Source organism: Parviterribacter multiflagellatus (genome assembly GCF_056863265.1).
On sequence record NZ_JBXPIZ010000005.1, the window covers coordinates 397,581 to 422,074 of the forward strand.

The 24,494-nt window shown below is 73.1% G+C and carries 24 protein-coding genes and 3 tRNA genes; 18 read left to right on the forward strand and 9 right to left on the reverse strand.

Annotated features, from left to right (window positions below; genetic code table 11):
* Positions 1-29: 29 nt before the first annotated feature.
* Entirely contained in the window at positions 30-1,151 is a 1,122-nt protein-coding gene (locus tag AC1UE5_RS13465) for a saccharopine dehydrogenase family protein (RefSeq protein ID WP_482924177.1), read from the forward strand.
* 7 nt (positions 1,152-1,158) lie between these two features.
* Here AC1UE5_RS13465 and AC1UE5_RS13470 read toward each other — a convergent pair whose 3' ends face one another.
* Together AC1UE5_RS13470 and AC1UE5_RS13475 are read right to left on the reverse strand one after the other, a co-directional pair.
* On the reverse strand, positions 1,159-1,743 hold the full coding sequence (locus AC1UE5_RS13470) for a helix-turn-helix transcriptional regulator (RefSeq protein WP_482924179.1): 585 nt from the start codon (positions 1,741-1,743) through the stop codon (positions 1,159-1,161).
* A 39-nt stretch (positions 1,744-1,782) separates the two neighbouring features.
* Positions 1,783-2,076, reverse strand: a complete 294-nt coding sequence (locus tag AC1UE5_RS13475; protein WP_482924181.1) for a hypothetical protein — start codon at positions 2,074-2,076, stop codon at positions 1,783-1,785.
* Positions 2,077-2,165: 89 nt separating this feature from the next.
* On the opposite strand from AC1UE5_RS13475, the gene AC1UE5_RS13480 reads away from it, so the two are divergent.
* From AC1UE5_RS13480 to AC1UE5_RS13495, 4 genes are all read left to right on the forward strand, one after another.
* The gene (locus tag AC1UE5_RS13480) at positions 2,166-2,753 is read left to right on the forward strand and encodes a MarC family protein (protein ID WP_482924183.1); all 588 of its coding nucleotides are present in this window, start codon (positions 2,166-2,168) and stop codon (positions 2,751-2,753) included.
* A gap of 49 nt (positions 2,754-2,802) precedes the next feature.
* Positions 2,803-3,207, forward strand: a complete 405-nt coding sequence (locus tag AC1UE5_RS13485) for a DUF3592 domain-containing protein (protein ID WP_482924185.1) — start codon at positions 2,803-2,805, stop codon at positions 3,205-3,207.
* A 146-nt stretch (positions 3,208-3,353) separates the two neighbouring features.
* Complete coding sequence (locus tag AC1UE5_RS13490) at positions 3,354-4,316, forward strand: chemotaxis protein CheB (protein WP_482924188.1); 963 nt, start codon at positions 3,354-3,356, stop codon at positions 4,314-4,316.
* Complete coding sequence (locus AC1UE5_RS13495; RefSeq protein WP_482924190.1) at positions 4,317-6,185, forward strand: CheR family methyltransferase; 1,869 nt, start codon at positions 4,317-4,319, stop codon at positions 6,183-6,185.
* On the opposite strand, the gene AC1UE5_RS13500 is transcribed toward AC1UE5_RS13495, so the two are convergent.
* The 3 genes from AC1UE5_RS13500 to AC1UE5_RS13510 all read right to left on the reverse strand — a co-directional run bounded on the left by AC1UE5_RS13500 (position 6,174) and on the right by AC1UE5_RS13510 (position 9,588).
* A complete protein-coding gene (locus AC1UE5_RS13500) occupies positions 6,174-7,181 on the reverse strand; it encodes a helix-turn-helix domain-containing protein (protein ID WP_482924192.1) in 1,008 nt (335 codons plus the stop codon). The two genes, AC1UE5_RS13495 and AC1UE5_RS13500, sit on opposite strands and share 12 nt — an antisense overlap.
* Before the next feature lie 54 nt (positions 7,182-7,235).
* On the reverse strand, positions 7,236-8,036 hold the full coding sequence (locus tag AC1UE5_RS13505) for a SigB/SigF/SigG family RNA polymerase sigma factor (protein WP_482924194.1): 801 nt from the start codon (positions 8,034-8,036) through the stop codon (positions 7,236-7,238).
* Between the two features lie 73 nt (positions 8,037-8,109).
* Positions 8,110-9,588, reverse strand: a complete 1,479-nt coding sequence (locus AC1UE5_RS13510) for a sugar transferase (protein ID WP_482924196.1) — start codon at positions 9,586-9,588, stop codon at positions 8,110-8,112.
* A gap of 233 nt (positions 9,589-9,821) precedes the next feature.
* On the opposite strand from AC1UE5_RS13510, the gene AC1UE5_RS13515 reads away from it, so the two are divergent.
* The 3 genes from AC1UE5_RS13515 to AC1UE5_RS13525 all read left to right on the forward strand — a co-directional run bounded on the left by AC1UE5_RS13515 (position 9,822) and on the right by AC1UE5_RS13525 (position 13,146).
* A complete protein-coding gene (locus AC1UE5_RS13515; protein ID WP_482924198.1) occupies positions 9,822-10,559 on the forward strand; it encodes a Crp/Fnr family transcriptional regulator in 738 nt (245 codons plus the stop codon).
* 56 nt (positions 10,560-10,615) lie between these two features.
* Positions 10,616-10,801 (forward strand): hypothetical protein, encoded by a 186-nt coding sequence (locus AC1UE5_RS13520; RefSeq protein WP_482924200.1) that lies wholly within the window; start codon positions 10,616-10,618, stop codon positions 10,799-10,801.
* An 86-nt stretch (positions 10,802-10,887) separates the two neighbouring features.
* On the forward strand, positions 10,888-13,146 hold the full coding sequence (locus AC1UE5_RS13525; RefSeq protein ID WP_482924202.1) for a putative bifunctional diguanylate cyclase/phosphodiesterase: 2,259 nt from the start codon (positions 10,888-10,890) through the stop codon (positions 13,144-13,146).
* Positions 13,147-13,149: 3 nt separating this feature from the next.
* On the opposite strand, the gene AC1UE5_RS13530 is transcribed toward AC1UE5_RS13525, so the two are convergent.
* Complete coding sequence (locus AC1UE5_RS13530) at positions 13,150-14,427, reverse strand: TolB family protein (protein WP_482924204.1); 1,278 nt, start codon at positions 14,425-14,427, stop codon at positions 13,150-13,152.
* Positions 14,428-14,650: 223 nt separating this feature from the next.
* On the opposite strand from AC1UE5_RS13530, the gene AC1UE5_RS13535 reads away from it, so the two are divergent.
* The 5 genes from AC1UE5_RS13535 to AC1UE5_RS13555 all read left to right on the forward strand — a co-directional run bounded on the left by AC1UE5_RS13535 (position 14,651) and on the right by AC1UE5_RS13555 (position 17,581).
* Positions 14,651-14,962 (forward strand): hypothetical protein, encoded by a 312-nt coding sequence (locus AC1UE5_RS13535; protein ID WP_482924206.1) that lies wholly within the window; start codon positions 14,651-14,653, stop codon positions 14,960-14,962.
* A gap of 83 nt (positions 14,963-15,045) precedes the next feature.
* Positions 15,046-15,957 carry an SDR family oxidoreductase gene (locus AC1UE5_RS13540; RefSeq protein ID WP_482924208.1) on the forward strand — a complete coding sequence of 304 codons (912 nt, stop codon included), beginning with the start codon at positions 15,046-15,048 and terminating at the stop codon, positions 15,955-15,957.
* Complete coding sequence (locus AC1UE5_RS13545) at positions 15,957-16,580, forward strand: TetR/AcrR family transcriptional regulator (protein ID WP_482924210.1); 624 nt, start codon at positions 15,957-15,959, stop codon at positions 16,578-16,580. Before AC1UE5_RS13540 ends, AC1UE5_RS13545 begins: the two co-directional genes overlap by 1 nt.
* 143 nt (positions 16,581-16,723) lie before the next feature.
* The gene (locus AC1UE5_RS13550) at positions 16,724-17,275 is read left to right on the forward strand and encodes an RDD family protein (RefSeq protein WP_482924212.1); all 552 of its coding nucleotides are present in this window, start codon (positions 16,724-16,726) and stop codon (positions 17,273-17,275) included.
* Between the two features lie 165 nt (positions 17,276-17,440).
* On the forward strand, positions 17,441-17,581 hold the full coding sequence (locus AC1UE5_RS13555; RefSeq protein WP_482924214.1) for a hypothetical protein: 141 nt from the start codon (positions 17,441-17,443) through the stop codon (positions 17,579-17,581).
* 252 nt (positions 17,582-17,833) lie between these two features.
* Here AC1UE5_RS13555 and AC1UE5_RS13560 read toward each other — a convergent pair.
* Both AC1UE5_RS13560 and AC1UE5_RS13565 read right to left on the reverse strand, forming a co-directional pair.
* Positions 17,834-17,921 (reverse strand) — tRNA-Ser (locus AC1UE5_RS13560).
* A 30-nt stretch (positions 17,922-17,951) separates the two neighbouring features.
* Complete coding sequence (locus AC1UE5_RS13565) at positions 17,952-18,995, reverse strand: L,D-transpeptidase family protein (protein ID WP_482924216.1); 1,044 nt, start codon at positions 18,993-18,995, stop codon at positions 17,952-17,954.
* A gap of 74 nt (positions 18,996-19,069) precedes the next feature.
* Between AC1UE5_RS13565 and AC1UE5_RS13570 the strand changes: the two genes are divergently transcribed.
* The 5 genes from AC1UE5_RS13570 to AC1UE5_RS13590 all read left to right on the forward strand — a co-directional run bounded on the left by AC1UE5_RS13570 (position 19,070) and on the right by AC1UE5_RS13590 (position 24,129).
* Positions 19,070-21,715 (forward strand): bifunctional acetate--CoA ligase family protein/GNAT family N-acetyltransferase, encoded by a 2,646-nt coding sequence (locus AC1UE5_RS13570; protein ID WP_482924218.1) that lies wholly within the window; start codon positions 19,070-19,072, stop codon positions 21,713-21,715.
* 10 nt (positions 21,716-21,725) lie between these two features.
* Positions 21,726-22,625: a universal stress protein gene (locus tag AC1UE5_RS13575; protein WP_482924220.1), complete on the forward strand. Its 900-nt coding sequence runs from the start codon at positions 21,726-21,728 to the stop codon at positions 22,623-22,625.
* 26 nt (positions 22,626-22,651) lie between these two features.
* Positions 22,652-22,741, forward strand: a tRNA-Ser gene (locus AC1UE5_RS13580).
* Positions 22,742-22,778: 37 nt separating this feature from the next.
* Positions 22,779-22,852, forward strand: a tRNA-Arg gene (locus tag AC1UE5_RS13585).
* Positions 22,853-23,175: 323 nt separating this feature from the next.
* Positions 23,176-24,129 (forward strand): tyrosine-type recombinase/integrase, encoded by a 954-nt coding sequence (locus AC1UE5_RS13590; protein WP_482924222.1) that lies wholly within the window; start codon positions 23,176-23,178, stop codon positions 24,127-24,129.
* Between the two features lie 18 nt (positions 24,130-24,147).
* On the opposite strand, the gene AC1UE5_RS13595 is transcribed toward AC1UE5_RS13590, so the two are convergent.
* Positions 24,148-24,494 (reverse strand): HEAT repeat domain-containing protein (locus tag AC1UE5_RS13595; RefSeq protein ID WP_482924224.1); only part of this gene is annotated, 347 nt, incomplete at its 5' end.

Sequence of the window (24,494 nt, forward strand, 5' to 3'; positions counted from 1 at the left end):
CGCCGGCCCGAGGCTGATACCACTCCCCCATGATCGCGGTCTACGGAGCGACGGGCTACACGGGCAAGCTGGTGGCGCGCGAGCTGCGCCGCCGGGGGCTGGCGGCGGTGCTGTCGGGACGCAGCGAGGCCAAGCTCCGGGCGACGGCGCAGGAGCTGGACCTCAGCTGGGAGCTCCGGCCCGCCGCGGTCGACGACCCGCAGGGGCTGCGCCGCGCGTTCGCGGACGTGGACGTCGTGATCAACTGCGCGGGCCCGTTCACCTTCTACGGCGCGCCGGTGATCGAGGCGGCGCTCGCGGCGGGCGCGCACTACGTCGACACGACCGGCGAGCAGCCGTACATGCAGCGCGTGTACGAGCACCTGGACGGGCGCGCGCGGAGCGCCGGCCGCGCGGTGGTGCCCGCGGTCGGCTTCGACTACCTGCCCGGCGACCTGATCTGCGCGCTCACCGCGCAGGGCCACGAGCCGCTGCGCGAGCTCGTCGTCGCCTACGCCGTCGCCGGCTTCGGCGCGACGCGCGGCACGCTCCACTCGGCGCTGGAGATGATGAAGGGCGGCGAGTACGAGTACGTGGACGGCAAGTGGCGCATCGCCGGCCGCCCGCCGCTGCGCGACACGTTCGACTTCGGCGGCGAGCTGGGGGAGCAGGCCGTGGCGCGCTACCCCGGCGGCGAGGTCGTCACCGCCCCGCGCCACATCCGGACGCGCGCGGTGCGCGAGCGGATCGTCGCGCGCGCGTTCGCGCCGCACCCGGCGCTCGCGCCCGCCGTCCCCGCGATCACGTTCGGCCTCCAGCCGCTGCTGCGGACGCCGCTGCGCGGCGCGCTCGACAAGCTGGTCGACCGGCTCCCCGAGGGCCCGTCGGTCGAGGCGCGCGAGAAGGTCCGCTGGAGCGTCGTCGCCGAGGCCCACGGCGAGGACGGCCGCGTCAACCGCGGCGTCGTCGAGGGCACCGACATCTACGGCATCACCGCGGTGCAGGCCGTCGAGATCGCGCGCCGGATGGCCGCCGACGGCTACGACCGCGCGGGCGCGCTGGCCCCGGCGCAGGCCGTCGACGCGGCCGACTTCCTCGGCTTCCTCGGCGAGCACGGTGTGTCGCACCGCGTCGGGACGCCGGCGCCCGCGGGCGAGCGCGCCCGCACCTGAGCGACGTCTACAGGTCCACGTCGCCGCGCCGGATGGCGAGCGTGATCGCGTGCGCGCGCGTGCGCGCGCCGAGCTTGCGCATGGCGTTGTTGACGTGCGTGCGGACGGTGGCGGGGGAGAGCACGAGCGCCTCGGCGATCTCCGGCCCGTCGGCGCCCTGCGCGACCATCCGCATCACCTCGCGCTCGCGCGCCGAGAGCGAGCCGGTCGGGAGCACGTAGGACGTCCCCGTCGTGGCGTTGCGGACCGGCACGCACATCCCGAGGTGGCGGTGCGGGCCGACGTGCGCGACCGCGCTCAGGTCCACCCGCAGCCGGCGCCCGGCGGGCAGCTGCAGCTCGCACACCGACGTGACCGTCCCGGCGCGCAGGAACGCGCGCCACGCGTCGTCGAGCGCGCCCCGCGTCTCCGGCGGCGTGAGGTCGTCGACCCGCAGCGCGAGGAAGTCGCGGCGGATCATCCGCAGCATCCCGAGCGCGGCCTGGTTGGCGTCGATGCACCGCCGGTCGTCGTCGGCGACCACCATGGGCCGGGGCGACCGGTAGAACAGCTCCGCGATGTCGACGTCGTCGATGCCTCGACGGGGTGTCATCCGTGGCACCCTCCTTGGTCGGGCAACCCTACGCCCTGCTCATCCGAACGGATAGGCCAACGGCGCCGACTTCTCCAGCCGCGTCAGGCGGTCCTGGTCCGGGAGGGAGGCGGCGAAGTGCTCCAGGTCGTCCACGAGGCGCGCCTCCGCGGCGACCGTCGGGTCCTCGACCTCGACCCAGCCGAACAGCTGGCCGTCGGAGATGCGGCAGCGCACGAGCCCGCCGGTGCGCCGCTCCGCGATGGCCGCGCCGATGCCCGATGGGCTGCGCGATGCGCGCGCCGCCGCGCGCCGCTCGACGTTGCGGATGTCGTCAGACTGGCCCCCGTCCATCAGGTTTTTTTATCCATTCCGGCGCGTGAGCACACGCAAGATCATCATTCGACGTAGTCCGCGGCGATGCTCGCTAGCGTCATCGGGCGATGGACTGGCAGATCCTCGGCGAGACGTTCCTCACCCTCGTGGTCATCATGGACCCGATCGGGATCGTCCCGATCTTCATCGCCACGACCGGGAAGCTGACCCCGGAGCTGCGCCGCAAGGCGGCGCTGCGGGCGGTCGGCGCGGCGAGCGTGCTCGTGCTCGGCTTCGCGCTGATCGGCCGGTTCATCCTCGAGTACCTCCACGTCAGCGTCGAGGCGCTGTCGATCTCCGGCGGCCTGCTGCTCCTGCTCGTCGCGCTGGAGATGCTGCGCGGGATCGACTCCCCGGACGCCGAGTCCGAGGACGTCGCGCTCGTCCCGCTCGCCACGCCGCTCGTCGCCGGCCCCGGCGCGATCGCGACGGTGATCGTGCTCGTGCGCCAGAACACCGAGACGCCCGAGCGGCTCGGCGTCCTGGTCGGCATCATCCTCGCGCTGGCGACCGTCCTGCTCGCGCTGCTGCTCGCCGGCTGGCTGTCACGAAAGCTGTCGGACTCCTTCGTCTCGTTCCTCACCCGCGTGTTCGGCCTGCTCCTCTCCGCGATCGCCGTGCAGCTCGTCGTGGACGGGATCAAGGGCCTCAGTTGAGACCGGTCTGACACTGACGCCCGAGCCGTCCGCGCTTAGCGTCGCGGCCATGGGATTCCTCAAGGACATTCGCGGCCTCAAGAAGCAGGCCGACGCCATGACGCCGGCCGAGTACAAGGGCATGCGCGGTGGGATGCGCGCCCTCAAGGACACGGCCGCCATGGGCAACCAGATGCTCGGCGACATGCAGCGCCAGGCGGAGACCGCACAGCGCCTCATGGCCACCGGCCGCCAGGGCACCGCGGTCGTCACCGCGCTCCGCGACACCGGCGTCTCGGTCAACGACAACCCCCAGATCGAGCTCGACCTCGACGTCACCGTCGAGGGCATGCCGGTCTACCCGGTGACCCATCGTCAGGTCATCTCGCGGCTCGCGGTCGCGGGCTTCCAGCCCGGCGCCACCGTCCCGGTGCGCGTCGACCCGCAGGAGCCGCGGACGCTCATCATCGCCTGATCTCGCGCACATCGCCCCGCGACGTCGCTCGGCGCGTCATGATGGACGTGGATGGACGATCCGAGCGACGAGTCCGAGCGCACGCGCGCCGCGGAAGCGCGGGGCAGGCGTGACGAGCATGAGCGCGAGCAGCAGGAGGAGCGGCCGTGACCGCGGACCCGGGTCCCTCGGCGGTGGTCGGCGTCGGCGCGTCCGCGGGCGGCGTGGAGGCGCTCAGCCGGTTCGTGGCGCATCTGCCGGCGGATCTTCCCGGCGCGATCGTCGTCGTGCTGCACGTCGCCCCGCGCGGCACGAGCGTCCTCGCGCAGATCCTCGATCGCCGCTGCCCGCTGCCCGTCCTGACCGCCGAGGACGGCATGCCGCTCGAGGCCGCGCACGTCTACGTCGCGCCGCCCGACCACCACGTCCTCGTCGAGGACCAGCACCTGCGCCTCTCGCTCGGCCCGCGCGAGAACGGCCACCGGCCGTCCGTCGATCCGCTCCTGCGCTCGCTCGCCGAGGTGTACGGGCCGCGCGCGGCCGGGGTCATCCTGTCCGGTACGCGCGACGACGGGACGGCGGGGCTCGCGCACATCAAGGCGGCCGGCGGCGAGGCGCTCGTCCAGGATCCCGACGAGGCGCTCTACCCCGGGATGCCGTTCAACGCCATCCAGCAGGTCCGCGTCGACACCGTGCTCGGCGTCGACCGCCTGGCCCGCGCGGTGGCCGCGTTCATGCTGAGAGAGGAGGAGACGGTGGCGGACGATCCCGAGGACCCGGCGACCGGGACGAACGGCGAGGCGACGCGCTTCACGTGCCCGGAGTGCGGCGGCATGTTGATGCGCCGGGAGGACGCGGGCGTCGCTCGGTTCGCCTGCTCGGTCGGCCACGTCTACTCGCCGGACAGCCTCGACGCCGAGCAGGAGTCGGTGGTGGAGGGCGCCCTGTGGGCCGGCGCCCGGATGCTGGAGGACCGCTCGGTCTTCCTGCGCGAGATGGCGGAGCGCGCGGAGTCGCTCGGCCACCGGCGCAGCGCCGAGCAGTTCCGCAGCCGGTCGGAGGAGGCGCAGCAGCGCTCCGCGGCGCTGCGCGCGATGATCGAACGCCCGGCGGACGAGGAGGTCGCCTAGATGGCGGAGGCCACCGCGTCGCCGAGCGAGCCGCTCGAGGTGCTGCTCGACTACCTCAAGCGCAACCGCGGCTTCGACTTCACCGGCTACAAGCGCTCCAGCCTGGAGCGCCGGATCCAGAAGCGGATGGAGGTCGTCGAGGTCGGCTCGTACCTGGACTACCTCGACTACCTCGAGGTGCACCCGGACGAGTTCTCGTACCTCTTCAACACGATCCTCATCAACGTCACGGCGTTCCTCCGGGACGCGCAGGCGTGGGAGTACATGGCCGAGGAGGTCATCCCCAAGCTGCTCGAGAGCAAGCCGGAGGGTGAGCGCATCCGCGTGTGGTGCGCCGGCTCGGCGTCGGGCGAGGAGACCTACACGGTGGCGATGCTGCTGGCGAAGGCGCTGGGCGACGCCGAGTTCGCCGAGCGCGTGAAGATCTACGCGACCGACGTCGACGAGGAGGCCCTGGAGCACGCGCGCGCGGGCATCTTCTCCGCCAAGGAGCTCGAGCCGGTGCCGGTCGAGCTGCGCGAGCGCTACTTCGACCGCGTCGACCAGCGCTACGCGTTCCGCAAGGACCTGCGCCGGGCGATCATCTTCGGCCGCAACGACCTCGTGCAGGACGCGCCGATCTCGCGCGTGGACCTGCTGCTGTGCCGCAACACGCTGATGTACTTCAACGCGGAGACGCAGGCGCGCATCCTGCGCCGCTTCCACTTCGCGCTCAACCCCACCGGCTTCCTCTTCCTCGGCAAGTCCGAGATGCTGATCACGCACTCCGACCTGTTCGTCCCGGTGAACCTCAAGCGGCGCGTCTTCACGAAGGTCGCCAAGGCCACGCTGCGCGACCGGCTCGCGTTCGCGGTGCCCAACGGCGGCGAGAACGGCGCCCACCCGGAGGACGCCCTGCTCGACAGCGCGTTCGACGCAGCCCCGGTCGCCCAGGTCGCGGTCGACCACCACGGCAAGCTCATGCAGGTCAACCGCGCGGCGCGCTCGCTGCTCGCCGTCGGCTCCGCCGACCTCGGGCGGCCGCTGAAGGACCTGGAGCTGTCGTACCGGCCGGTCGAGCTCCGCGCGCACCTGGACCAGGTCATCGCCGAGCGGCGCTCCGTCACGCTCAACCCGGTCGCCTACAAGACCGCGCGCGGCGACGAGGTCCAGCTCGAGGTCGCGCTGGCCCCGCTCACCTCGGGCGACGCGGTGGTCGGCGCCAGCATCGCCTTCGTCGACCTCACCGAGCAGCGGGCGATCCAGGACGAGCTGGAGCGCTCCAAGCACGAGCTGGGGACGGCCTACGAGGAGCTGCAGTCCACCGTCGAGGAGCTGGAGACGACCAACGAGGAGCTCCAGTCCACGAACGAGGAGCTGGAGACGACCAACGAGGAGCTCCAGTCCACGAACGAGGAGCTGGAGACGATGAACGAGGAGCTCCAGTCCTCCAACGAGGAGCTGGAGACCATGAACGAGGAGCTGCGGCAGCGGTCGCTGGAGCTCAACGAGGTCAACGCGTTCATGGAGACGATCCTCACCTCGATGGGCGTCGGCGTGATCGTCGTCGACAAGCAGCAGCGCGTGCAGATCTGGAACCGCCACGCCGAGCTGATGTGGGGTTTGCGCGCCGACGAGGTCGAGGGCGACCACCTGCTCGGGCTCGACATCGGCTTGCCGGTGGAGCGGCTGAAGACGCCGGTGCGGCAGGTGCTCGGCGGCGACGCCGAGCGCGAGGAGCTGGACGTCGACGCCACCGACCGGCGCGGTCGCGGCTTCCTGTGCCGTCTGACGGTGCTGCCGCTGCGGATGCCGCAGGGCGAGCCGACGGGCGCGATCGTGCTGGCCGAGCGGCTGCCGCAGGACGGCGCCGAGCCCTCAGCGAACTAGCCGGTCGCGGTCGCGCTCGCGCTCGGCGGCCATCCGGCGCCGGAGCGCGACGCTGCGATCCCGGGCCGCGCGGGACTCCGCCAGCACCCGGCGGACGTGCTCGTCGTTGACCGGCAGGGCGGTGCGGAGCAGCCCGACGCGCTCGTGGAGCCGCTCGATCTCGCGCTCGTCGACGACCTCGGGCGGGTGCGCGGCGCGGAAGTGCTGCGCCTCGGGGTCGACGTCCGGCAACCGCGTGGTGGTGATGGCCGGCATCGGCATCACCGTGTCGATGGACGGCGCCAGGTCCACCTGGGTCCCCTCGCGGAGGAGCCACGCGCCCTCGGGCGTGCGCTGGACGGCGCCGCTCTCGGCCAGCTCGCCCAGCGCCAGCGTCACGGTCGGACGCTGCGCGCCGATCAGGTGCCCGAGCGCCTCGTGGGTGAGCCTGAGCGGCACGATCACGCCGGTCGGGGTGACCCGGCCGAACCGCTCGGCCAGGTGCCACAGGATCGCGATGACGCGCGTGTCCACCCGGGGGAGCTGCGCGATCGCGGTGTGGATGGCCTGGCGCGACGTCTGGCACGCGAGCCGCTCGTGCAGCAGGCGGAAGATGCCGGGCCAGCGGCGGGCGGCGAGGAGGAGGCGGTCGTCGAGCACGGCGACGTGGGTCGCGGTGTTGATGCGCCACTCGGTGACGGCCGGGACCAGGCCCTCGGGCTCGCTCCACGGGACGAGCACGTCGCCCGGGCCCAGGAGCTGCGTCGAGGTGCGGTCGGCCAGCGCGACGCTCCGCGTGACCAGCCCCTCGAGGACGAGCAGCGCGAACGGACGGCTCCCGAGCGTGTGCGCCGGGGGCGGCGTCCACGGCGCTGCCGGCAGGTGCAGCGCGGGCACGACCGTGTGGCGGCGCAGCAGCGGCAGCTCCTCCTCGGCCACTTCGGCGCCGAGCTCCTGCTCGACGTCGAGCAGCACGACCGGATGGAGATCTCGCGACGTTGCGGTCGCCTCCGCCATGGACCCATGGTCCCGCACATGGGCCGGCGATGCCACCCGCGCCGCCATGCCGGCCTAGTGCAGCACCGGCTGCTGCTCGGGCCGGCGGTCCGCCGCGAGCCGGAGCGTGTTGAGCGAGCGGCGCAGCAGTCGCGAGACCTGCATCTGCGAGACGCCGACGATCTTCGCGATCTCGTGCTGCGTGAGGTCCTCCTCGAAGCGCAGCCGCAGGATCTCGCGGTCGCGGTCGTCCAGCTCGGTGAGGACGCTGTTCAGCAGCGCCCGATGCTCGGCGAGCCGGTAGCCGTTGTCGGACTGGCCGAGGAGGTCGCCGAGGTTGAAGCCGTCGTCATCGTCGTCGTCGCGATGCGCGTCGAGCGAGGTCGCGTGATACGCGTTGCCGGCCTGGAGCGCCTCCAGCACCTCCTCCTCGGTCGCCTCGCAGCGCTCGGCCAGCTCGGCCACGGAGGGCGAGCGGCCCAGCTCGAGGTAGAGCTCGTCGCGTGCGGCCTCGACCTTCATCGCCATCTCCTGCAGCGACCGCGGCATCCGCACCGACCAGGTGCGATCGCGGAAGTGGCGCTTGATCTCGCCCATGATCGTCGGGACGGCGTAGGAGGAGAACGCCTTCCCGCGCGCGGGGTCGTAGCCGCGCAGCGCCTTGATCAGCCCGATGGACGCGACCTGCAGGAGGTCGTCGAAGGGCTCGGACGTGCGCCCGTAGCGGCGGGCGAGCTGGCGGGCGAGCGGCATCCAGCGCTCGACGAGCGCGGGCAGGAGCGCCTCGTTGCGTGTCGCGGCGTAGCGGCGGAGCAGGTCGTCGTCGCGACGCCGCGCTGTCGGAGCGGGGGGATCGGCGGTAACGGGCACGAGCACCTTGATCCCTGGTCATACGCCGCGGGACACACAGGTTGGCGCATCGCGTAGGAATGCAACCGGTGACCGGCGCTCAGATACCGCGTCCGCCCAGCACGTGGCCCGCCGTGCGCAGGACGACCTTCACGTCCGTCCAGAGCGACCAGTTGGCCGCGTAGAGGTAGTCGATCGTCACCATCTCGCGCAGCGGGACGCGATGCTGCGGGTCGCCGAGAACCTGCCACGGACCTGTCATGCCCGGGGTCAGGTGCAGGCGCCGGCGGTGCCAGCCCTCGACGCGGCGGTCCTCGTCGAGGACGAGCGGCCGCGGGCCCACGAGCGACATCTCGCCCTTGAGCACGTTGATCAGCTGCGGCAGCTCGTCGAGCGAGAAGCGGCGGATGACTCGGCCGACGCGCGTGACGCGCGGGTCGTCGGGGAGCTTGAACAGCTCGGCGCCGGTGCCGCGCAGCGCGGCCAGCTCGGCGCGCGCCTGATCCGCGCCGTCGACCATCGAGCGGAACTTCAGCATCCCGAACGTCGTCCCCTCGCGGCCGACGCGGCGCTGCCGGAAGAGCACCGGGCCGGGGCTCTCCAGCTTGATCGCGACGGCGATGGCGGCCATCAGCGGGGCGACCGCGGTGAGCGCGGCGACGGCGAACGCGAGGTCCATCGCGCGCTTGACCATCCGCGACGAGCGGCTCAGCCCGAACTGGTGCACGCCGAGCATGACGAGGCCGTCGACGTGGTCGAACTCCACCGACGAGCCGACGACCTCGAACAGCCGCGGGAGGATCGAGACCTGCGCGCCGAGCTCCTTCGCGCGGGAGATGACCGCGAGCGTCACCTCGCTGTCGGCCTGCGGGCCCGGCGCGACGAGGATGCGGTGCACGCGCCGCTGAGCCACGACCGCGTCGAGCGCGGCGGCCGGGCCCGCCAGCGCCCCGACGGCGTGGGGGCGCTCGGTGCGCGTGCGGGCCGGGTGCACGCGGCGGTCGGCCAGCGGCAGCTCGCCCACGATGGTCGCCTTGCGCGGGTGGAGCTTGCCGTCGAGCCGCTCGCGCACCGTGAGGTCGCCGACCAGCAGGCACCGCTCGACCGGTGCGACCGCCGTGGCGATCGTGCGCGCCGCGGCACGGAGGGCGACGACGAGGACGAGGAACGCGGCGGTCAGCGTGGCGAGCTTCCACCCGCCGGCGCGGTCACCGGCAAGCCACAGGAGCGGCGCGGTGAGGACGGCGAGCCGGAAGAGCTGCGGCACCTCGTCGAGCGTCGAGCGGTTGAGGACGACCTCGTCGCGCTCGTACAGGCCGCCGAGCTTCGCGGCGAGGACCACGAGCGGCACCGCGAGCACACCGCCGACCGGGACGAGGAGCACGGCGAGCAGCGCGGCGAGCAGGTCGGCGGCGATGAGCGCGTGGCGGAAGAGCTGGGCGCGGCGGAGCACCTCCAGGCGCAGCGCCGGGTCGGCCTGCGCGGGCGCCGGCGTGCGGACCGCGAGCGCGCCGATGTCCGTCACGCGCCGGTCGCGCGCGGCACGCGGGCGCGCCGCGACGTCCTCATGCGTGCTCACCTCTGCCCCCTCCCTTTGCGTGTCGTGCTCCGGTGAGGGCAGAGAACGCGGGCGTCCGGTGGAACTTGCGGCGGGCGCCGAGGGCCGTCCCGGTGATCCCCGGTCAGCGCTCGCTCCGTACCCGGGATGTCGTCGCGGCGACGCTCGTTGGTTCCCAACCTGACTGCCAGTCGGTCACCGGTACATTTGACCTCCCCACGCCGTTCTCGACGGCGTGTCGAATCGCCTCCGCCTTGTTCAGCAGCACCACTTCTCAGACCCCGGTCATCTCGCTCCTCGACGTCGACGAGGACTTCGCCCGCGTCGTCCCGGAGCAGGATCTCGACCTCGCCCGCCGCGCGCTGACGCTGCGCGAGCTGCGCTTCCAGCAGGGCGCGCAGGTCACGTTCGCCGACCCCGACGCGGTCGCGCTGATCGTCGTGTCGGGTGCGGTCTGGCGGGAGCTGCGGGTCGCGAGCGGCGGCGCGCCGCAGATGCTCGGCCCCGGTGCCGCGGTGTGCGAGCGCCCGCCGCGGGACCCCGACGCGCCGGAGAGCGGCGGCGTCGCGCTGACGCGCCTCAGCGTCGCGGTGCTCGACCGCCGGTTCCTGCTCGCCTCGACGCGCTGGCCCGCGCTGGCGACCGAGCTGATGCGGCGGCTGGCCGAGCAGGAGCGCGACCTCGCCACCCAGGCCGCGATCTGCCAGCTCGCGCGGGTCGACGAGCGCCTGCTCGCGCTGCTGTGGCACCTGGCGGAGCGGTGGGGCCGTGTCGGGGCGGACGGCGTGCGGCTGCCTCTGCGGCTCACGCACGCGACGCTGGGGCGGTTCGTCGGCGCCCGGCGCCCGACGGTCTCGCTGGCGCTCGCCCAGCTTCGCGAGCGCGGGCTGCTGGAGCGCGACGGCGACGGCGTGTGGAAGCTGCTGGGCACCGCGCCGGACCTCGCCGGCGCCGAGCTCGGGCCGCCGGACCTCTTCGTCCGCCGGGCCTAACGATCTTGGACCGGCGGTCGGTAGGTCTGGCCGCCTCCGGTGCCGACCATTGGTCCATGGAACAGGTCGCCCGGCTGATCGACGCGGACGTCGTCTCGCTGTCCGCGCGCGTGCGCCACACCGTGGAGCGCGCCGGAACCGAGTGCCGCGTCACGCGGTTCACCTACTGGTACACGGGCCGGCCGCCCGTGCACGAGGCGCTCGTCCTGCGCCAGCCGGAGGCGGTCGACGAGGCGGCGTAGCGCCGTCGCGCCCGGTTCTGGCCGATTGACAGGCTCCCCGGCAGATCTTCCTCAGGCTTCGGGCGCCGGACGCCGAGAAGACCTGGGTGCCCCGACCGCGCGCGCTCCCGCTGCTGCTCCTCGCCGTCGTCGTGGTCTGCGTCGCGGTGGAGGGGCTGGTCCTCGTGCTCGACAGCGAGACGGTCGCGTGGGCGGCGATGCTCTGCGCGGTCCTCGTCGCGTGCTGGCAGGCGTACGCGGCGGCGCGGCGCCTCCACGGCCGGCTCAAGCGCACGTGGATCCTCGCCTCGGCGGCGACCACGTCCTGGCTCGTCGCGCTGGCGATCCTCGCGGTCGAGCCCATCGTGCGGCCCGGCGAGCACGAGCTGTCGATCGCCGAGCCGGTCCTGCTCCTGTCGACGGTCCTCGCGCCGATCGTCCTGCTGTCCTGGCCGCTGTCGGTCAACACGTCCCACCGCCCGCGCCGGACGGCGTTCGAGGTGCTGCTCTCGGCGCTCGCGCTCGTCTACGCCGCGTGGCCGTTCCTCCTCCGCGACCTGGTCGAGGAGGGCGGCGCGCAGGGCTCGCTCGGCGTCGTCTACGTCGGCCTCCACGTGCTGACGGTGACCGCCGCGCTGGCCGTGCTCGGCGGGACGCGCCGGATGCACCGCACGTCGATCCTGCTCGCCGTCGGCGGCGTGCTCTGCTTCGTCGCCGCGGACATCACGACGGTCCTGCTCCGCATCGCCGAGTCCGCCCGCGCGGAGCAGCTGACCGCGGGCGTCTCGGTGCTCGGGGCGCTGCTCGTCGCGCTCGCCGCGTACTGCGCGCGGGACGGGGAGCTGCGGCCCGCCGCGTACCGGGCGATCGGGACGCCGCTGCTGATGCCGTGGGCGCCGCTGGCGCTCTCGGTCTGCGTCGGCGTGTACCTGCGGGTGTCCGCCACGATGGGCGAGCCGTTCGTCCGCGGGCTCGGCGGGGCGCTCGTGCTGCTGGCGATCACGCACCTCTACGTCACCGCGCGCGACAACGCCGGGCTCAACCGCCGGCTCGCGCACCGGGCGATGCACGACCCGCTCACCGACCTCGCCAACCGCGAGCTGCTCGCGGAGCGGATGGGGGAGGCGCTGGACGAGCTGCAGGAGGAGCCGGGCACCGTCGCGCTGCTGCTGCTCGACCTCGACGGCTTCAAGACGATCAACGACACGCTGGGGCACAACGCCGGCGACGCGCTGCTGTGCGCGGTGGCCGACCGGCTGGCGGGCGCGGTGCGGCCGTGCGACACGGTGGCGCGGCTGGGCGGCGACGAGTTCCTGCTCGTGCTGCCCGCGCTGCCCGGCGACCCGGAGATCGCGCAGGACGCGGCCTTCGCCGTCGCGTCGCGCGTGCGGGCCGAGCTGGCGCGCGGCGTCGACGTCCGCGGCCGTCGGATGATCCCGCGCGCGAGCATCGGCGTGGTGCTCGCTGGCAGCCCCACCGCGTCGGTCGACCAGCTGATCGGCGACGCCGACCTCGCGATGTACTCGGCCAAGCGCGCCGGCCGCGACCGCGTCGCGCTGTTCGAGCTGGGCATGCGGGAGAGCGCGATCGAGCGCGTCCGGCTGGAGCGCGACCTCGTCGCGGGCCTCGAGCGTGGCGAGCTGCGCGTCGCCTACCAGCCGGTCGTGCGCTTCCGGACGGGCGAGATCGTGGCGGCCGAGGCGCTCGTGCGCTGGCAGCACCCCGAGCGCGGCCTGCTCGGGCCGGGGGCGTTCCTCGACGTCGCCGAGGACGTCGGCCTGATGCCGCGCCTGGGCGAGGTCGTGCTGGAGGCCGCGCTGGAGGAGCAGAAGCGTTGGCCGCGGCGCGCCGACGGCCGCTCCCGGCGCGTGTCGGTCAACCTGAGCGCCGCGGAGCTGCGGGACGCGACGCTCCCCTCGCGCGTGCGCGCGGCGCTCGACCGCGCCGGCGTGGAGGCGTCGGCGCTGGTGCTGGAGATCACCGAGCGCCTGGTGATCGACGACCTCGAGACCGCCGCGGGCGTGCTGCGCGAGCTGTCGGCCGCGGGCGTGCTCATCGCGTTCGACGACTTCGGCTCGGGCCACTCGGGCCTGAGCCACCTGCGCGACCTGCCGGTCGACGTGGTCAAGCTCGACCGCTCGTTCGTCGCCGACATGCACGGCGACCGCGGCCGCGTGCTCGTCTCCGCCGTGCTGGAGCTGGCGCGCGGCCTGGGCAAGATCACGGTCGCCGAGGGGATCGAGCACGCCGAGGAGGCCGAGCTGCTCGACCGCCTCGGCTGCGACCACGGCCAGGGCTTCCACCTCGCGCGGCCCCTCGAGCCCGAGGCGTTCCGCGCGCTGGTGGCGGCCCCGGCCGCGGCCTGAGGATCAGCGCAGCTTCTTCGCGCGGGCCAGGCACTTCGTGCGTGCCTTGCCCTTCGTCGTGCGCTTGCACTTGGAGGCGGCGCGGGCGCGCTTGGCCTTGAGCGTGCAGGCCGCGCGCTTGCTCTTGCCCTTGACCTTCGCGCACGCCTTCACGGCGGCCTGGTAGACGCAGGTCTCGCGCTTGGCGCCGGTCAGGGCGGTGCAGCCCTTCGTGGTCGGCGCCACGGTCGTGCCGCCGCCTGCACGGCCGCCGCCGGCAGCGACGCCACCGCCACCGCCACCGCCGGCGCCACCACCGCCTCCGCCGCCGCCGCCGCCCGGGGGCGTGACGGGCGGCGCGGGGGTGCGCGGCCCGGGGTTCACGTTCGCGGGGCCGTAGTCGGGCGCGGCGCCGCCGTCGATGATGCGCTTGATCGTCACGCCGGTGCACGAGTCGTCGGCGAACGTGGCGGTGTAGATGCCGTCCCCGCCCTGCCAGAACAGGCGGCGGCCGTCGCTGGAGAGCGTCGGGTCGACGAAGCGCTTGCCGTTCGGGCCCGCGGGCGGGTCGGAGATCGTGCAGGTGGGGCTCGGCTTCGCGCCCGGCGTGCCGGTGTAGAGCTGGATCGTGTTGTCGTCGAAGAGCCCGCGGAGCATCACGACGCGGGAGCCCACGGCCTCGCCGTCGGAGAGGTCGTTGCCGCTGGGGAAGTACGTGCCGACGTGGTCGTAGTCGCTCCACCACTGGACCGCCGCCTGGCCCGGCACCTGCGTGTACGCGACCGGCCCGCGCCCGACCAGCGTGCGGCCGTCGTCGATCCAGCTCGGCGTGGTCGCGTTCGTGCCGACGCCCGGGAACCGCGTCGAGTCCGTGTAGCCGTCGGCGCTCGTGTAGCGCACGTCGGTGCCGGTCTCCAGGTAGCCGTTGACGTAGCGGGCGAAGTTGTGGCCGTAGGCGACCTGGCGTCCGTTCGGCGACACCGCCGGGTCGAACGGCCCGAACTGCATCGGGTCGAGCGGGATCTCGTTGACCAGGTCCCCGTTCTGCCGCAGCCGGTAGAGCTTCCCCGACGCCGGCAGCCGCCGGGTCGCGACGATCGTGCCGTCGTCCGCCTGCGCGGGCGCGAGCCACGGGTTGTCCGCCGTGCCGTCGGTCGTCACCTGGTACTGGCTGCTGCCGTCCGTGTTCGCCAGCCAGACGTTGTGCTCCTTCGTGAAGACGAGGGAGTCGGCGGCGGCCGTGGCGGCGCCGCCGAGGGTCAGGGCCGCCGTCACGGCGGCCGCGAGCGCGGTCCGTCTCATGGCGGCGATCCTGTCGCCGGCCCCTCCGACGTACATCGGGAGACCCCCCGAACCTCGCGGTTCGTCAGCAGCGCGAGATCGACCGACTCGCGCGCTGCTTCAGGTCGGGGCCTCCGGGTAGGGCTTGTCGGCGATGCACGAACGTGCTGACGGCTCGCCGAGCGTGCCGGCCGGGAAGGGCTCGACGTCAAGGGTGACGAGCGGCGAAGGACTGCCACATGGCGTGCTGCGACGAGCGCTGCTCGACCCGCACGTGACCAAGCACCGGATCACCGGACGCCTCGCCGGCTACCGCATCGACGCCGACGAGCTGCTGCAGTCCGTTCGCGAGGGCGCCGGCGACCCGGGCATCACGCGGGAGACGCTCGATGCGGCGGTCCGGCATGCCGGGGGGCAGCGGCTGAGGACGGGACCGGTGAAGCTGCTGCGCGTGGTGATGGATGGCCCGCACGCGCTCCGGCCGACGTACTGGCTGTCCATGGTCTCCTACCGCCAGGCGGTCACCGACCCGAACGTGCCCCCGCGAGGGGAGTAGGCGCCTACGTCTCGCGCCTCACGTCGGACAACGATGGCGTGCGGAGGACGTTAATAAACGTGTATTCGGTTATATTGCGAGCCATGCCAACCGAAGACCGCCCGCTCGCGGGCCAGGTCGCCCTCGTCGCGGGCGCGACGCGCGGCTGCGGCCGCGCCATCGCGATCGAGCTCGGAGCGCTCGGCGCCACCGTCTACGGCAGCGGCCGCTCCACGCGGTCCGCACGCTCACCGATGAACCGCCCGGAGACGATCGAGGACACGGCCGAGCTCGTCACGGCCGCCGGCGGGGAAGGTGTGGCGGTGCGCTGCGATCACGCCGACGCGGACGACGTCGCCGCGCTCGTGGGGCGCATCCGCCGCGATCACGCGCGGCTCGACATCCTGGTCAACGACGTCTGGGGCGGCGATCCGTTCGTCGAGGACAAGCCGCTGTGGGAGCACCCGCTCGACGCGACCCTCGGCGTGCTCCGCAACGGCATCGAGACGCACCTGATCACGAGCCACTTCGCGGTTCCGCTCATGCTGGAGGGGGCGGGCGGTCTCGTGGTCGAGGTGGGCGACGGCAAGGCCGACGTGCCGTATCGCGGGAACATGTCCTACGACCTCGTCAAGGCGGCGGTCGTCCGGATGGGCGAGGCACTCGCGCACGAGCTCCGGCCGCACCGCATAACGGCCTTGACCGTCACGCCCGGGTGGCTGCGGTCGGAGGCGATGCTCGACCACTTCGCCGTCACAGAGCAGACGTGGCGCGAGGCGGCCGAGCGAGTCCCCTACTTCAGCCATTCCGAGACGCCGCACCTGCTCGGTCGCGGGATCGCCGCCCTCGCGGCCGACCCCGACCGGGATCGCTTCGCCGGCCAGTGCCTCGGCTCGTGGGAGCTCATGCGCGTCTACGACGTCGTGGACGCCGACGGCGCCCGACCGGATTGGGGCGCCGTCGACCTCGAGGCCCGTCGGGAGACCCTGGTCAGCGGGACGCCCGACCCCGGCTGATGCCGCGCCCTCGGACCATCAGCGACGAGGCGATCCTCGACGCCGTCCTCGCCCTCGCCCACCGCGTCGGCCCCGCCCGTGTGACCTTCGCCGCGGTCGCCGCGGAGTGCGGCCTGTCGGCCGCGACGCTCGTCCAGCGCTTCGGGACCAAGCGCGAGCTCCTGCTCGCGGCCGACAAGCGAGGCATCGATCTCTGGGTGGGCGCCCTGGACCGCGCGACGGCCACGTCGCCGCTCGCGCGTGTCGTCGAGGGGCTCGTGCTCGCCGTCGATCCGGACACCACGCCCGAGCAGATGGCCAACTCGGTCGCGATGCTCCAGCTCGATCTCGCCGATCCCGACTTCCACGCCGAGACGCTCCGCGGAGCGCGAGTCGTCCGCGCGCGCATCGAGCGCGGCCTGGGCGATGCGCTCGATGCGGGCGAGTTGCGCTCCGGCACCGACGTCTCGACGCTCGCCACGCTGGTCGAGACCACCTACCACGGCGCGATGATCGGCTGGGCGATCCACCGCGAGGACACGCTCGCCCGCTGGATGCGTGAGCAAGTCGAGGCCGTGCTCGCCCCGTACCGAACCGCGAGCGAGCCAGCTGCTCGGAGCGGAAGCCGGCGCGGCCGGGCATGAGCGCGCCTGGGCGCTCCGGACGTCGGACCCGACTTCGACTTCGGCCCGTAAACCGCCTACCAGACCGGTCGCCTCAGTCGATCCTGCGTATTGAGGATCTTCCGTACTTGACAACAGTGCCCGCGCGTGGAAAGGCTAGGCGCGTGGCGTCGATCGCACGGTCGACCTGGACTGTCTTGATCTGCTCTCCCGACGACATCACGCGCGCGGGACCGATCGGCGATCGGTCGCGAGGTCGCGTGTCAGAGAACCACGATCCGCTGACCAGCGCGGGCTTCTTGCGTCGCGCGGTGGCCGCCATTGCCGACGCAGCTGTTCTCGCCATGCCCTACCTGCTGTTCGCGGCGACCTTGTCGCCGTCGCTGGCGCGGCTGCTCGACATCGTCGTCGGAACGGCGTACTTCGTGCTGCTCGAGGGAGCGAGCTCGGGGCAGACGGTGGGGAAAGGCCTCGCCGGAGTGCGGGTAGTCGATGCCGCAACAGGAGAGAGCATCGGCTACGGAGCGGCGGCACTGCGCTTCCTTGGTCGTGGGCTCTCCGCTGTCCCGCTGGGTCTCGGCTACTGGTGGATGCTCTGGGATCCGAAACGTCAGACATGGCATGACAAGCTCGCCTACTCGGTCGTCGTCGATACACATGCGGCGCGCGTGCCGGAGGAGCCGCCGGGCGGGTTGGGAACCCGACCAGCGTCGTAGCAGCGGCATGACGCTTCGCGTTGAAGGTCAGGGCCGACCGGCCCCGCGTACGGCACGAGCGCGCGCCGATGCCCGCCCGGCCGGGCGGGCATCGGATCGGTGCCGGCTTGTTGACGGCACAAACGATCCGGGGCGGCGTCGCGTTCACGGCCGACGGGTGTTCTGGTGATCCTGTTCGGAGCGCTGTTGATGGTCCTCGGGCTCATGGAGCGGAACACGATCGCTCGCATGCCGGTGCTCGCGAGTCGCGCGGTGACCGGCGGAGGCGCGGCGTTGGTGCTCGTCGGAACTCTGCTCGAGCTGTGACGACGAGGAATCGCGGGTGCGATCAGCACGACTGTCGAGCTGAGGCGATCGCGTGGTGACGGGACGCGAGAAGGGCTGGTTTCAGCGTTGGCTCGACAAGGGCTACCTGACCGCGATCGCGATCGTGTGCGGTGTCGTGGCAGGGGTGCTGGGAGGGCTGGTCGAGGATCTCCTCAACTGGATCTTCGTCGGTATCCCGCTCCTGCTGTTCGTCGTCTTCGGAACAGCGCAAGTGCTTTCACGTGCTGAAGGCGGAAGGGGCGGGATTCGAACCCGCGGACGGGGGTTGCCCGTCTCCGGTTTTCAAGACCGGTGCATTCGACCACTCTGCCACCCTTCCGGGGCGGCCCGAAAGCGTAGTCGGGTCGCGTCAGGCGACGAGGACCGGCGTGCCGACCTCGACACGCTCGTACAGGTCCTTGACGTCGTCCGGGGACATCCGGACGCAGCCGTGCGACGCCGAGCGGCCGAGCGAGTTGATCGACTTCGTGCCGTGGAAGCCGACCGAGCCGTTGAAGCCGATCCAGCGGGCGATGAGCGGGTTGCGCGGGTCGCCGCCGGGGATCGTCTGACCGGCGAGGTCGCCCGCCCACTCGGAGTTCGGGACGTTCCAGACCGGGTTCTTCTGCATCGTCTGGACCGTGTACTGGCCGACCGGCGTCGGGTACTTCGGCTCGCCGACCGCGACCTTGTACGTCTTCACCAGCTCACCGCGCTTGAAGACGCGGACGGTCGTGCTGTCGCGTGAGACCGTGACCGCGACGGGGGTCTGGTCCCACACCTGCTCGGTCGAGAGCTTCGGCTTGATCGCGACCGTCTTGGCGCGCAGCTTGCGGTCGGCCTTCGGATCCACCATCGCCTTCGCGATGCGGTTCACGAGGTCCTCGCGCCCGCCGAGCCGTCGGCCCTCCTGCGACTCCGTCACCGTGACGCTCTCGATCTTGATGGAGAGCGCGGCCTCGCGCGGCTTGCGCGCCACGGCGGCGTGGACGGAGCCGACGAACGAGCGGATCGCCTTCTTGTCGACGGTGACCGGCGCCTCCTCGTCGTGGTCGACGCCGCCGCCGGTCAGCTCCCGCCAGCCGCGGGAGAAGAAGCCGCCCTCACGGGAGGCCGCGTACGCCTTCTCGACGGCGGCGCCGAGCTTCACGTCGACCTTGGCCTCGTCGGCCGTCAGCGTGAAGCGGTGCTCGCCGACCTGGACGGTCGCGGACTTGCGCACCGGCGTGCCGATGCGGTCGCGGAGCTTGTCCAGCGCCTGCCCCTGCGTCAGCCCGCCGACGTCGATGCCGGCGACGCGGACGCCGTCGGCGATCTTCTCGGAGCCCTGTCCGTCCGCCCAGGCGAGGGCGGCGACGGCCAAGCCGGCGACGAGGATGAGCGTCAGCGTGAGTGGAAGCAGGAGGCGGCGCACCGGGACGTTCGAGTGTAGGGATGCCGGACAGGCTTCCTCCCGCTGCAACCGATCTTTCCGTACGGTGGGTGACCGTGCTGCAGGAGACCGTCGATGTGGTCCTGCGTGGTGGGGCCACGGTGCACGTCCGGCCGGTCCAGACCGCCGACGGCGACGCCATCGCGGCGTTCCTCGCCGGGATGTCGCCCGAGTCGCGCTACCTGCGCTTCTTCAGCGGCGGGGTCGACACCGAGCGGGTCGCGCGGCGGATCGTCGAGGACCCTGGCGCGTTCGCGCTCGTGGTGGAGATGTGGACCGGCGAGGCCGCGCGGATCGTCGGGCTGGCCGAGCTCGTGCCGCTGGGCGACGGGCGCGCGGAGGTGGCGTTCACGATCGCGGACGACCTGCACGGCCAGGGCCTCGGCACCGTGCTCCTCGCTCACCTCGCACAGCACGCGCGGGCGCACGGGATCGACCGCCTCGTCGCGCACGTCATGCGCCAGAACGCGCGGATGGCCGGCGTCTTCCGCGGGAGCGGGTTCGAGTTCAAGGTCCGCAGCGGCGCGGACGAGCTCGTCTTCGAGGCACCCGCGACCCTCTCGCCCGAGGGCCTCGTGCGGTTCGAGGAGCGCCAGCGCATCGCCACCGCCGCGTCCGTCGCGCAGGTCCTCCGCCCGCGGTCGGTCGGGGTCGTCGGCCCGGTCGACATCCCCGGCTCGATGGCGTCGCGCGTCGTCGCGGGAGTGCTCGCGGGCGGCTACACCGGGACGCTGCGGGTGCTCGACGTGGGCGAGGACGTCGGGGAGCCGGTCGACTTGCTCGTCGTCGCGGTTGCCGCCGAGGACGCGCTGGTCGTGGCCGAACGGGCGGCGGCCTGCGGGTGCGGGGCGCTGCTCGTGCTCTCGCGCGGGTTCGCGGAGGTCGGCGCGGCCGGGGCGGAGCGGCAGGCGCGGCTCGTGCGGATCTGCCGCGAGGCCGGGATGCGGCTCGTCGGCCCGAACTGCCTCGGCGTGGCGTCGACCGATCCGGCGGTGCGGCTGAACGCCACGCAGGGGATCGTGATGCCGCCGACGGGCAACGTGGCGCTGCTGACGCAGAGCGGCGCGCTGGCGATCTCGCTGCTGGAGCGAGCGTCGATGCTCGGCCTCGGGCTCTCCTCGTTCGTCGCGGTAGGGAACAAGGCGGACCTGTCGGGCAACGACCTCCTGCAGTTCTGGGAGACCGACGAGCGCACGGGCGTCGTGATGCTCTACCTCGAGTCGTTCGGCAACCCGCGCAACTTCGCGCGCATCGCGCGGCGGGTGTCGCAGACGAAGCCGATCGTGGCGGTGAAGAGCGGGCGGACGACGGCAGGCGCGCGGGCGACCGCGTCGCACACGGGCTCGCTGCTGGCGGCGTCGGACGTGACGGTCGACGCGCTGTTCCGTCAGGCGGGCGTTGTGCGCGCATCGACGCTGCCGGAGCTGCTCGACGTCGGCGCCCTGCTGTCGCGCCAGCCGGTCCCGGCCGGCGCGCGGGTCGCGGTCGTCACGGACGCGGGCGGGCCGGGCGTGCTCGCGGCGGACGCGTGCGCCGCGGCGGGGCTGTCGCTGCCCACGCCGCCCCCGGAGGTGCTGGACGGGCTGCGGACGATCCTCCCGCCCGAGGCCACGCTCACCAACCCGATCGACGTCCTGCCGAGCGCCGCGCCGCAGGACTACGCGCGCACCGTCCGCGTCCTCGCCGCCTCCGACTTCGTCGACGCGGTCATCGCGATCGCCGTCCACCGCGACGCGGCGGAGGCGGTCGGGCACGCCGGTGGGGAGCTGCCGGTGCTCGTCGTGCAGATGGCGGGGGAGCGGCGGCCGCGCGAGGGCGGGCCGCCGGTCTACCGCTTCCCCGAGGAGGCCGCTCGCGCGCTGGCCCGGGCGGTGGAGTACGGGCGCTGGCGGGCGGCGCCGCACGTCGAGCCGCCCGCGCTGGACGACGTGCGGCGGGAGGAGGCGGCCACGCTGCTGCGGGCGGCCGTCGAGCCGGCCTCCGGTGACGGCGCCGCGGACGCCGGCGAGGCGGCGGCGGGCCGCTGGCTGACGCCGTCCGAGACCGCGCGCCTGCTCACGTGCTGGAGCCTGCCGTACGTCGCGGGCCGCCACTGCGCGACGCCGGAGGAGGTCCACGCCGCGGCCGACGAGCTCGCGGGACCGGTGGCGGTCAAGGCGGTCGCGCCCGGCCTGGTGCGCAAGAGCGAGGCCGGCGGCGTGGTGCTGCGCTGCGCCGGCGGGCCGGCGGCGGCCGCGGCGGCGCGCGACATCGCGGGGCGCCTCGACGTCACCGGGTTCCTCGTCCAACCGATGGTCGAGGGCGGGGTGGAGATGCTCGTCGGGGTGACGCTCGACCCGCTGTTCGGGCCGGTCGTGGCCTGCGGCCCGGGCGGGGACCGGGCGGAGCTCGAGCGCGACGTCGCCGTGCGGCTGACGCCCGTGACGTCGCTGGAGGCGGCCGAGATGGTGCGCTCGCTGCGCACGTTCCCCCTGCTCGACGGGTGGAAGGGTGCGCTGCCGGCGGACGTCGCCGCGCTGGAGGACGTCGTGGTGCGGACGGCGGCGATGGCGGACGCGCACCCGGAGATCGTCGAGCTCGACCTCGACCCGGTGACCGTCCTGCCGCGCGGCGCGGCGGTGCTGCACGCGCGCGTGCGCGTCGCGGCGCCCGAGCCCGAGCCGCTCTGGCCCGCGATCGGCGCCGCTCCGCCGCGCGGGTAGGCTGCCGCGCATGTCGGCACTGGGCACGGTCGTGGTGGGGTTCGACGGCTCGCCGTCGTCGGTGGACGCGCTCGCGCTCGGCGCGCGCCTGGCGCAGGCCGACGGGGCGGAGCTGGTGGCGGCGTTCGTGTACCGCGCCGACCCGGTCGCGTTCGGCGATGAGGGCGAGTTCCAGCAGTGGCAGCGCGAGATCGCGATGCGGGAGCTGGGCGCCGCGCGGACGCTGCAGCCGTCGGTGGAGCTGAGCGCTGTGCGCGCGCGGAGCGTCGTGCGCGGCCTCCACGAGCTGGCCGAGGAGCGGTCAGCCGGCCTGGTCGTCGTCGGCTCCACGCACCGTGGCCCGATCGGGCGGATCGTGCCGGGGAGCACCGGCCAGCGCCTGCTCGAGGGCGCGCCGTGCCCGGTGGCGGTCGCGCCGCGCGGGTGGGGCTCGTCGGGCGGGGATGCGCTGCTGTCGCCCGTTGTCGCCGGTTACGACGGGGAGCCCGACAGCGCGGCGGCCGTGCGGTGGGCCGCGCGGGTCGCGGGCGTGCTCGGCGCACCGCTGCGGCTGGTGAGCGTGATCGAGCCCGTCCCGGTCATCCCGAACGACCCGATCACGTTCGTCCGGCCGGACGCGGTCGAGGACGCGCTGCGCGAGGCACAGGAGTCGCTGCGGACGACGCTGACGCAGGAGCTCTCGGAGCTGGCGGGGACGCTGCGCGGGGAGGCGTCGCCGGAGATCGAGACGGTGGTCATCGACGGCCACCCCGCCGACCAGCTCGTCGCGCGCGTGCCCGACGCGGGAGGCCTGCTGGTCGTCGGCTCGCGAGGCTACGGCCCGATCGGCGCCGTCTTCATGGGCTCCACCGCGGCGGAGGTGCTCCGCGAAGCGACCTCCCCCGTCATCGTCGTGCCCCGATCGTCCTGAGCCTCTACACTCACGACTTCTTCTCGGGAGAGGTGGCCGAGTGGCTGAAGGCACTCGCCTGCTAAGCGAGTAACGGGCGGCAAGCTCGTTCGCGGGTTCGAATCCCGCCCTCTCCGTTGAAGGCCCCCGCTACATTGTCGGGGTCGCCGCACTGCGCCCGTAGCTCAGCTGGATAGAGCGTCGGTCTACGGAACCGAAGGTCAGAGGTTCGAATCCTCTCGGGCGCGCTCTGGAAACCCCCGCTTGCCGGGGGTTTCTTCGTTTCGCGCCTCCCTTGGGCGGACCCGAAAAGGTCCCGGAAAGGTCCCCGAGGGTGTCGACGACGGCGCAGTTGAGGAAGGTCCGGCCGGCTTCCGGCCACGTGTATGTGGTGGACCGGCGGAGCGGGCCGGTGTGGTTCGCGAAGTACCGGCTGCCGGATGGGCGGCAGGTCAAGAAGCGGGTGGGTCGCGCGCACACCGGCCGAGGCCGCCCGCCTGCTGGGTCCTTCACCCGCCGCTCCGCCGAAGCCTGGTTGGACGACGTCTTGTCTCGCGCCGACGCAGGCGTCTTGCCCGGCGTCGCTTGCCCCGACGTGATGTTCGCCGAGGCCGCGGCGGAGTGGCTGCGCTGCTGCCGGGAGGAGCGCGCGTGCAAGCCGTCGACGCTCGTGCAGTACGAGTCCGCCGTCGCCTGCCACCTCGTGCCCGCGTTCGGCGACTGGAAGCTGAGCGAGATCACGACCCACGACCTCGAGCGCTTCCGCTCGTCGCTGGATGCCGCCCCGCGGACGAAGAACCGGCTGATGACCGAGGCGTACGGGATCTTCCGCCGCGCGCAGAAGGTCTACGGCCTGCCGGTGAACCCGGCCGCCGGCATCGAGCGCCTGCGCGAGCGGCGCAACGTCGAGCTTCAGGTCTTCTCGCCGGAGGAGGTGCACGCCCTGGTGCGCGCCGCCGACGACGAGCAGGACGCCGCCGTTTATCTGGTGGCCGCCTTCACCGGCCTGCGGATGGGCGAGCTGATCGCGCTGCGGTGGCGCGACGTCGACTTCGCCGCCTCGCGCGTGCGGGTGACCGCCTCCTTCGCCGGCGGCCAGCTCACCACGCCCAAGAGCGGCAAGGTCCGATCGGTCCCGATGGCGTCCGTCGTCGCCTCCTCCCTCGCTGCCCTCGGCCAGCGGCCGCGCTGGACCGGCCCCGACGACCTCGTCTTCCCGGGCGAGGCCGGCGGGCACATGGACGGCTCCGCGCTGCGTAGGAGGTACAAGCGCGCGCTCGCCCGCGCGGGGTTGAGGCCGCTGCGCTTCCACGACCTGCGCCACACCTTCGGCACGAACATGATCGCCCGCGCCGACATCGTCCGCGTGCAGGAGTGGATGGGCCACGCCGACATCCAGACCACGCGCGGCTACCTGCACTACAGCCCGTCGCCGGACGACGTGACGATCGCCGACGAGGCGTTCGCGACCCCAGCTCCGGCTGCCGCCCTGCAGAGAGGTGCTCGCGTCTCAAGGCGGGTCTGATCGAAGCCACTGAAGGGGTCAGGTCAGCTGGCTGTAGTACTCGAGAGCGAGGTCGCGGATGTAGTGGTCGCGGTCGTTGAGGAGTGGTTCGATGACCGGCAGTAGGTCGGGTGTGAGTCGGTCGCGCAGGGCGCTCATGGCGGTGAACCGGACGCTGCTGTCGGTGTCCGAGAGCGCTTGGACGATGCGGTTTGTGCTAGCGGGATCGCGGCTCGTCAGTTCGCTGTAGAAGTCGACGGCGAGGTCGCGGATGTAGTGGTCGCGGTCGTTGAGGAGTGGTTCGATGACCGGCAGTAGGTCGGGTGTGAGTCGGTCGCGCAGGGCGCTCATGGCGGTGAACCGGACGCTGCTGTCGGTGTCCGAGA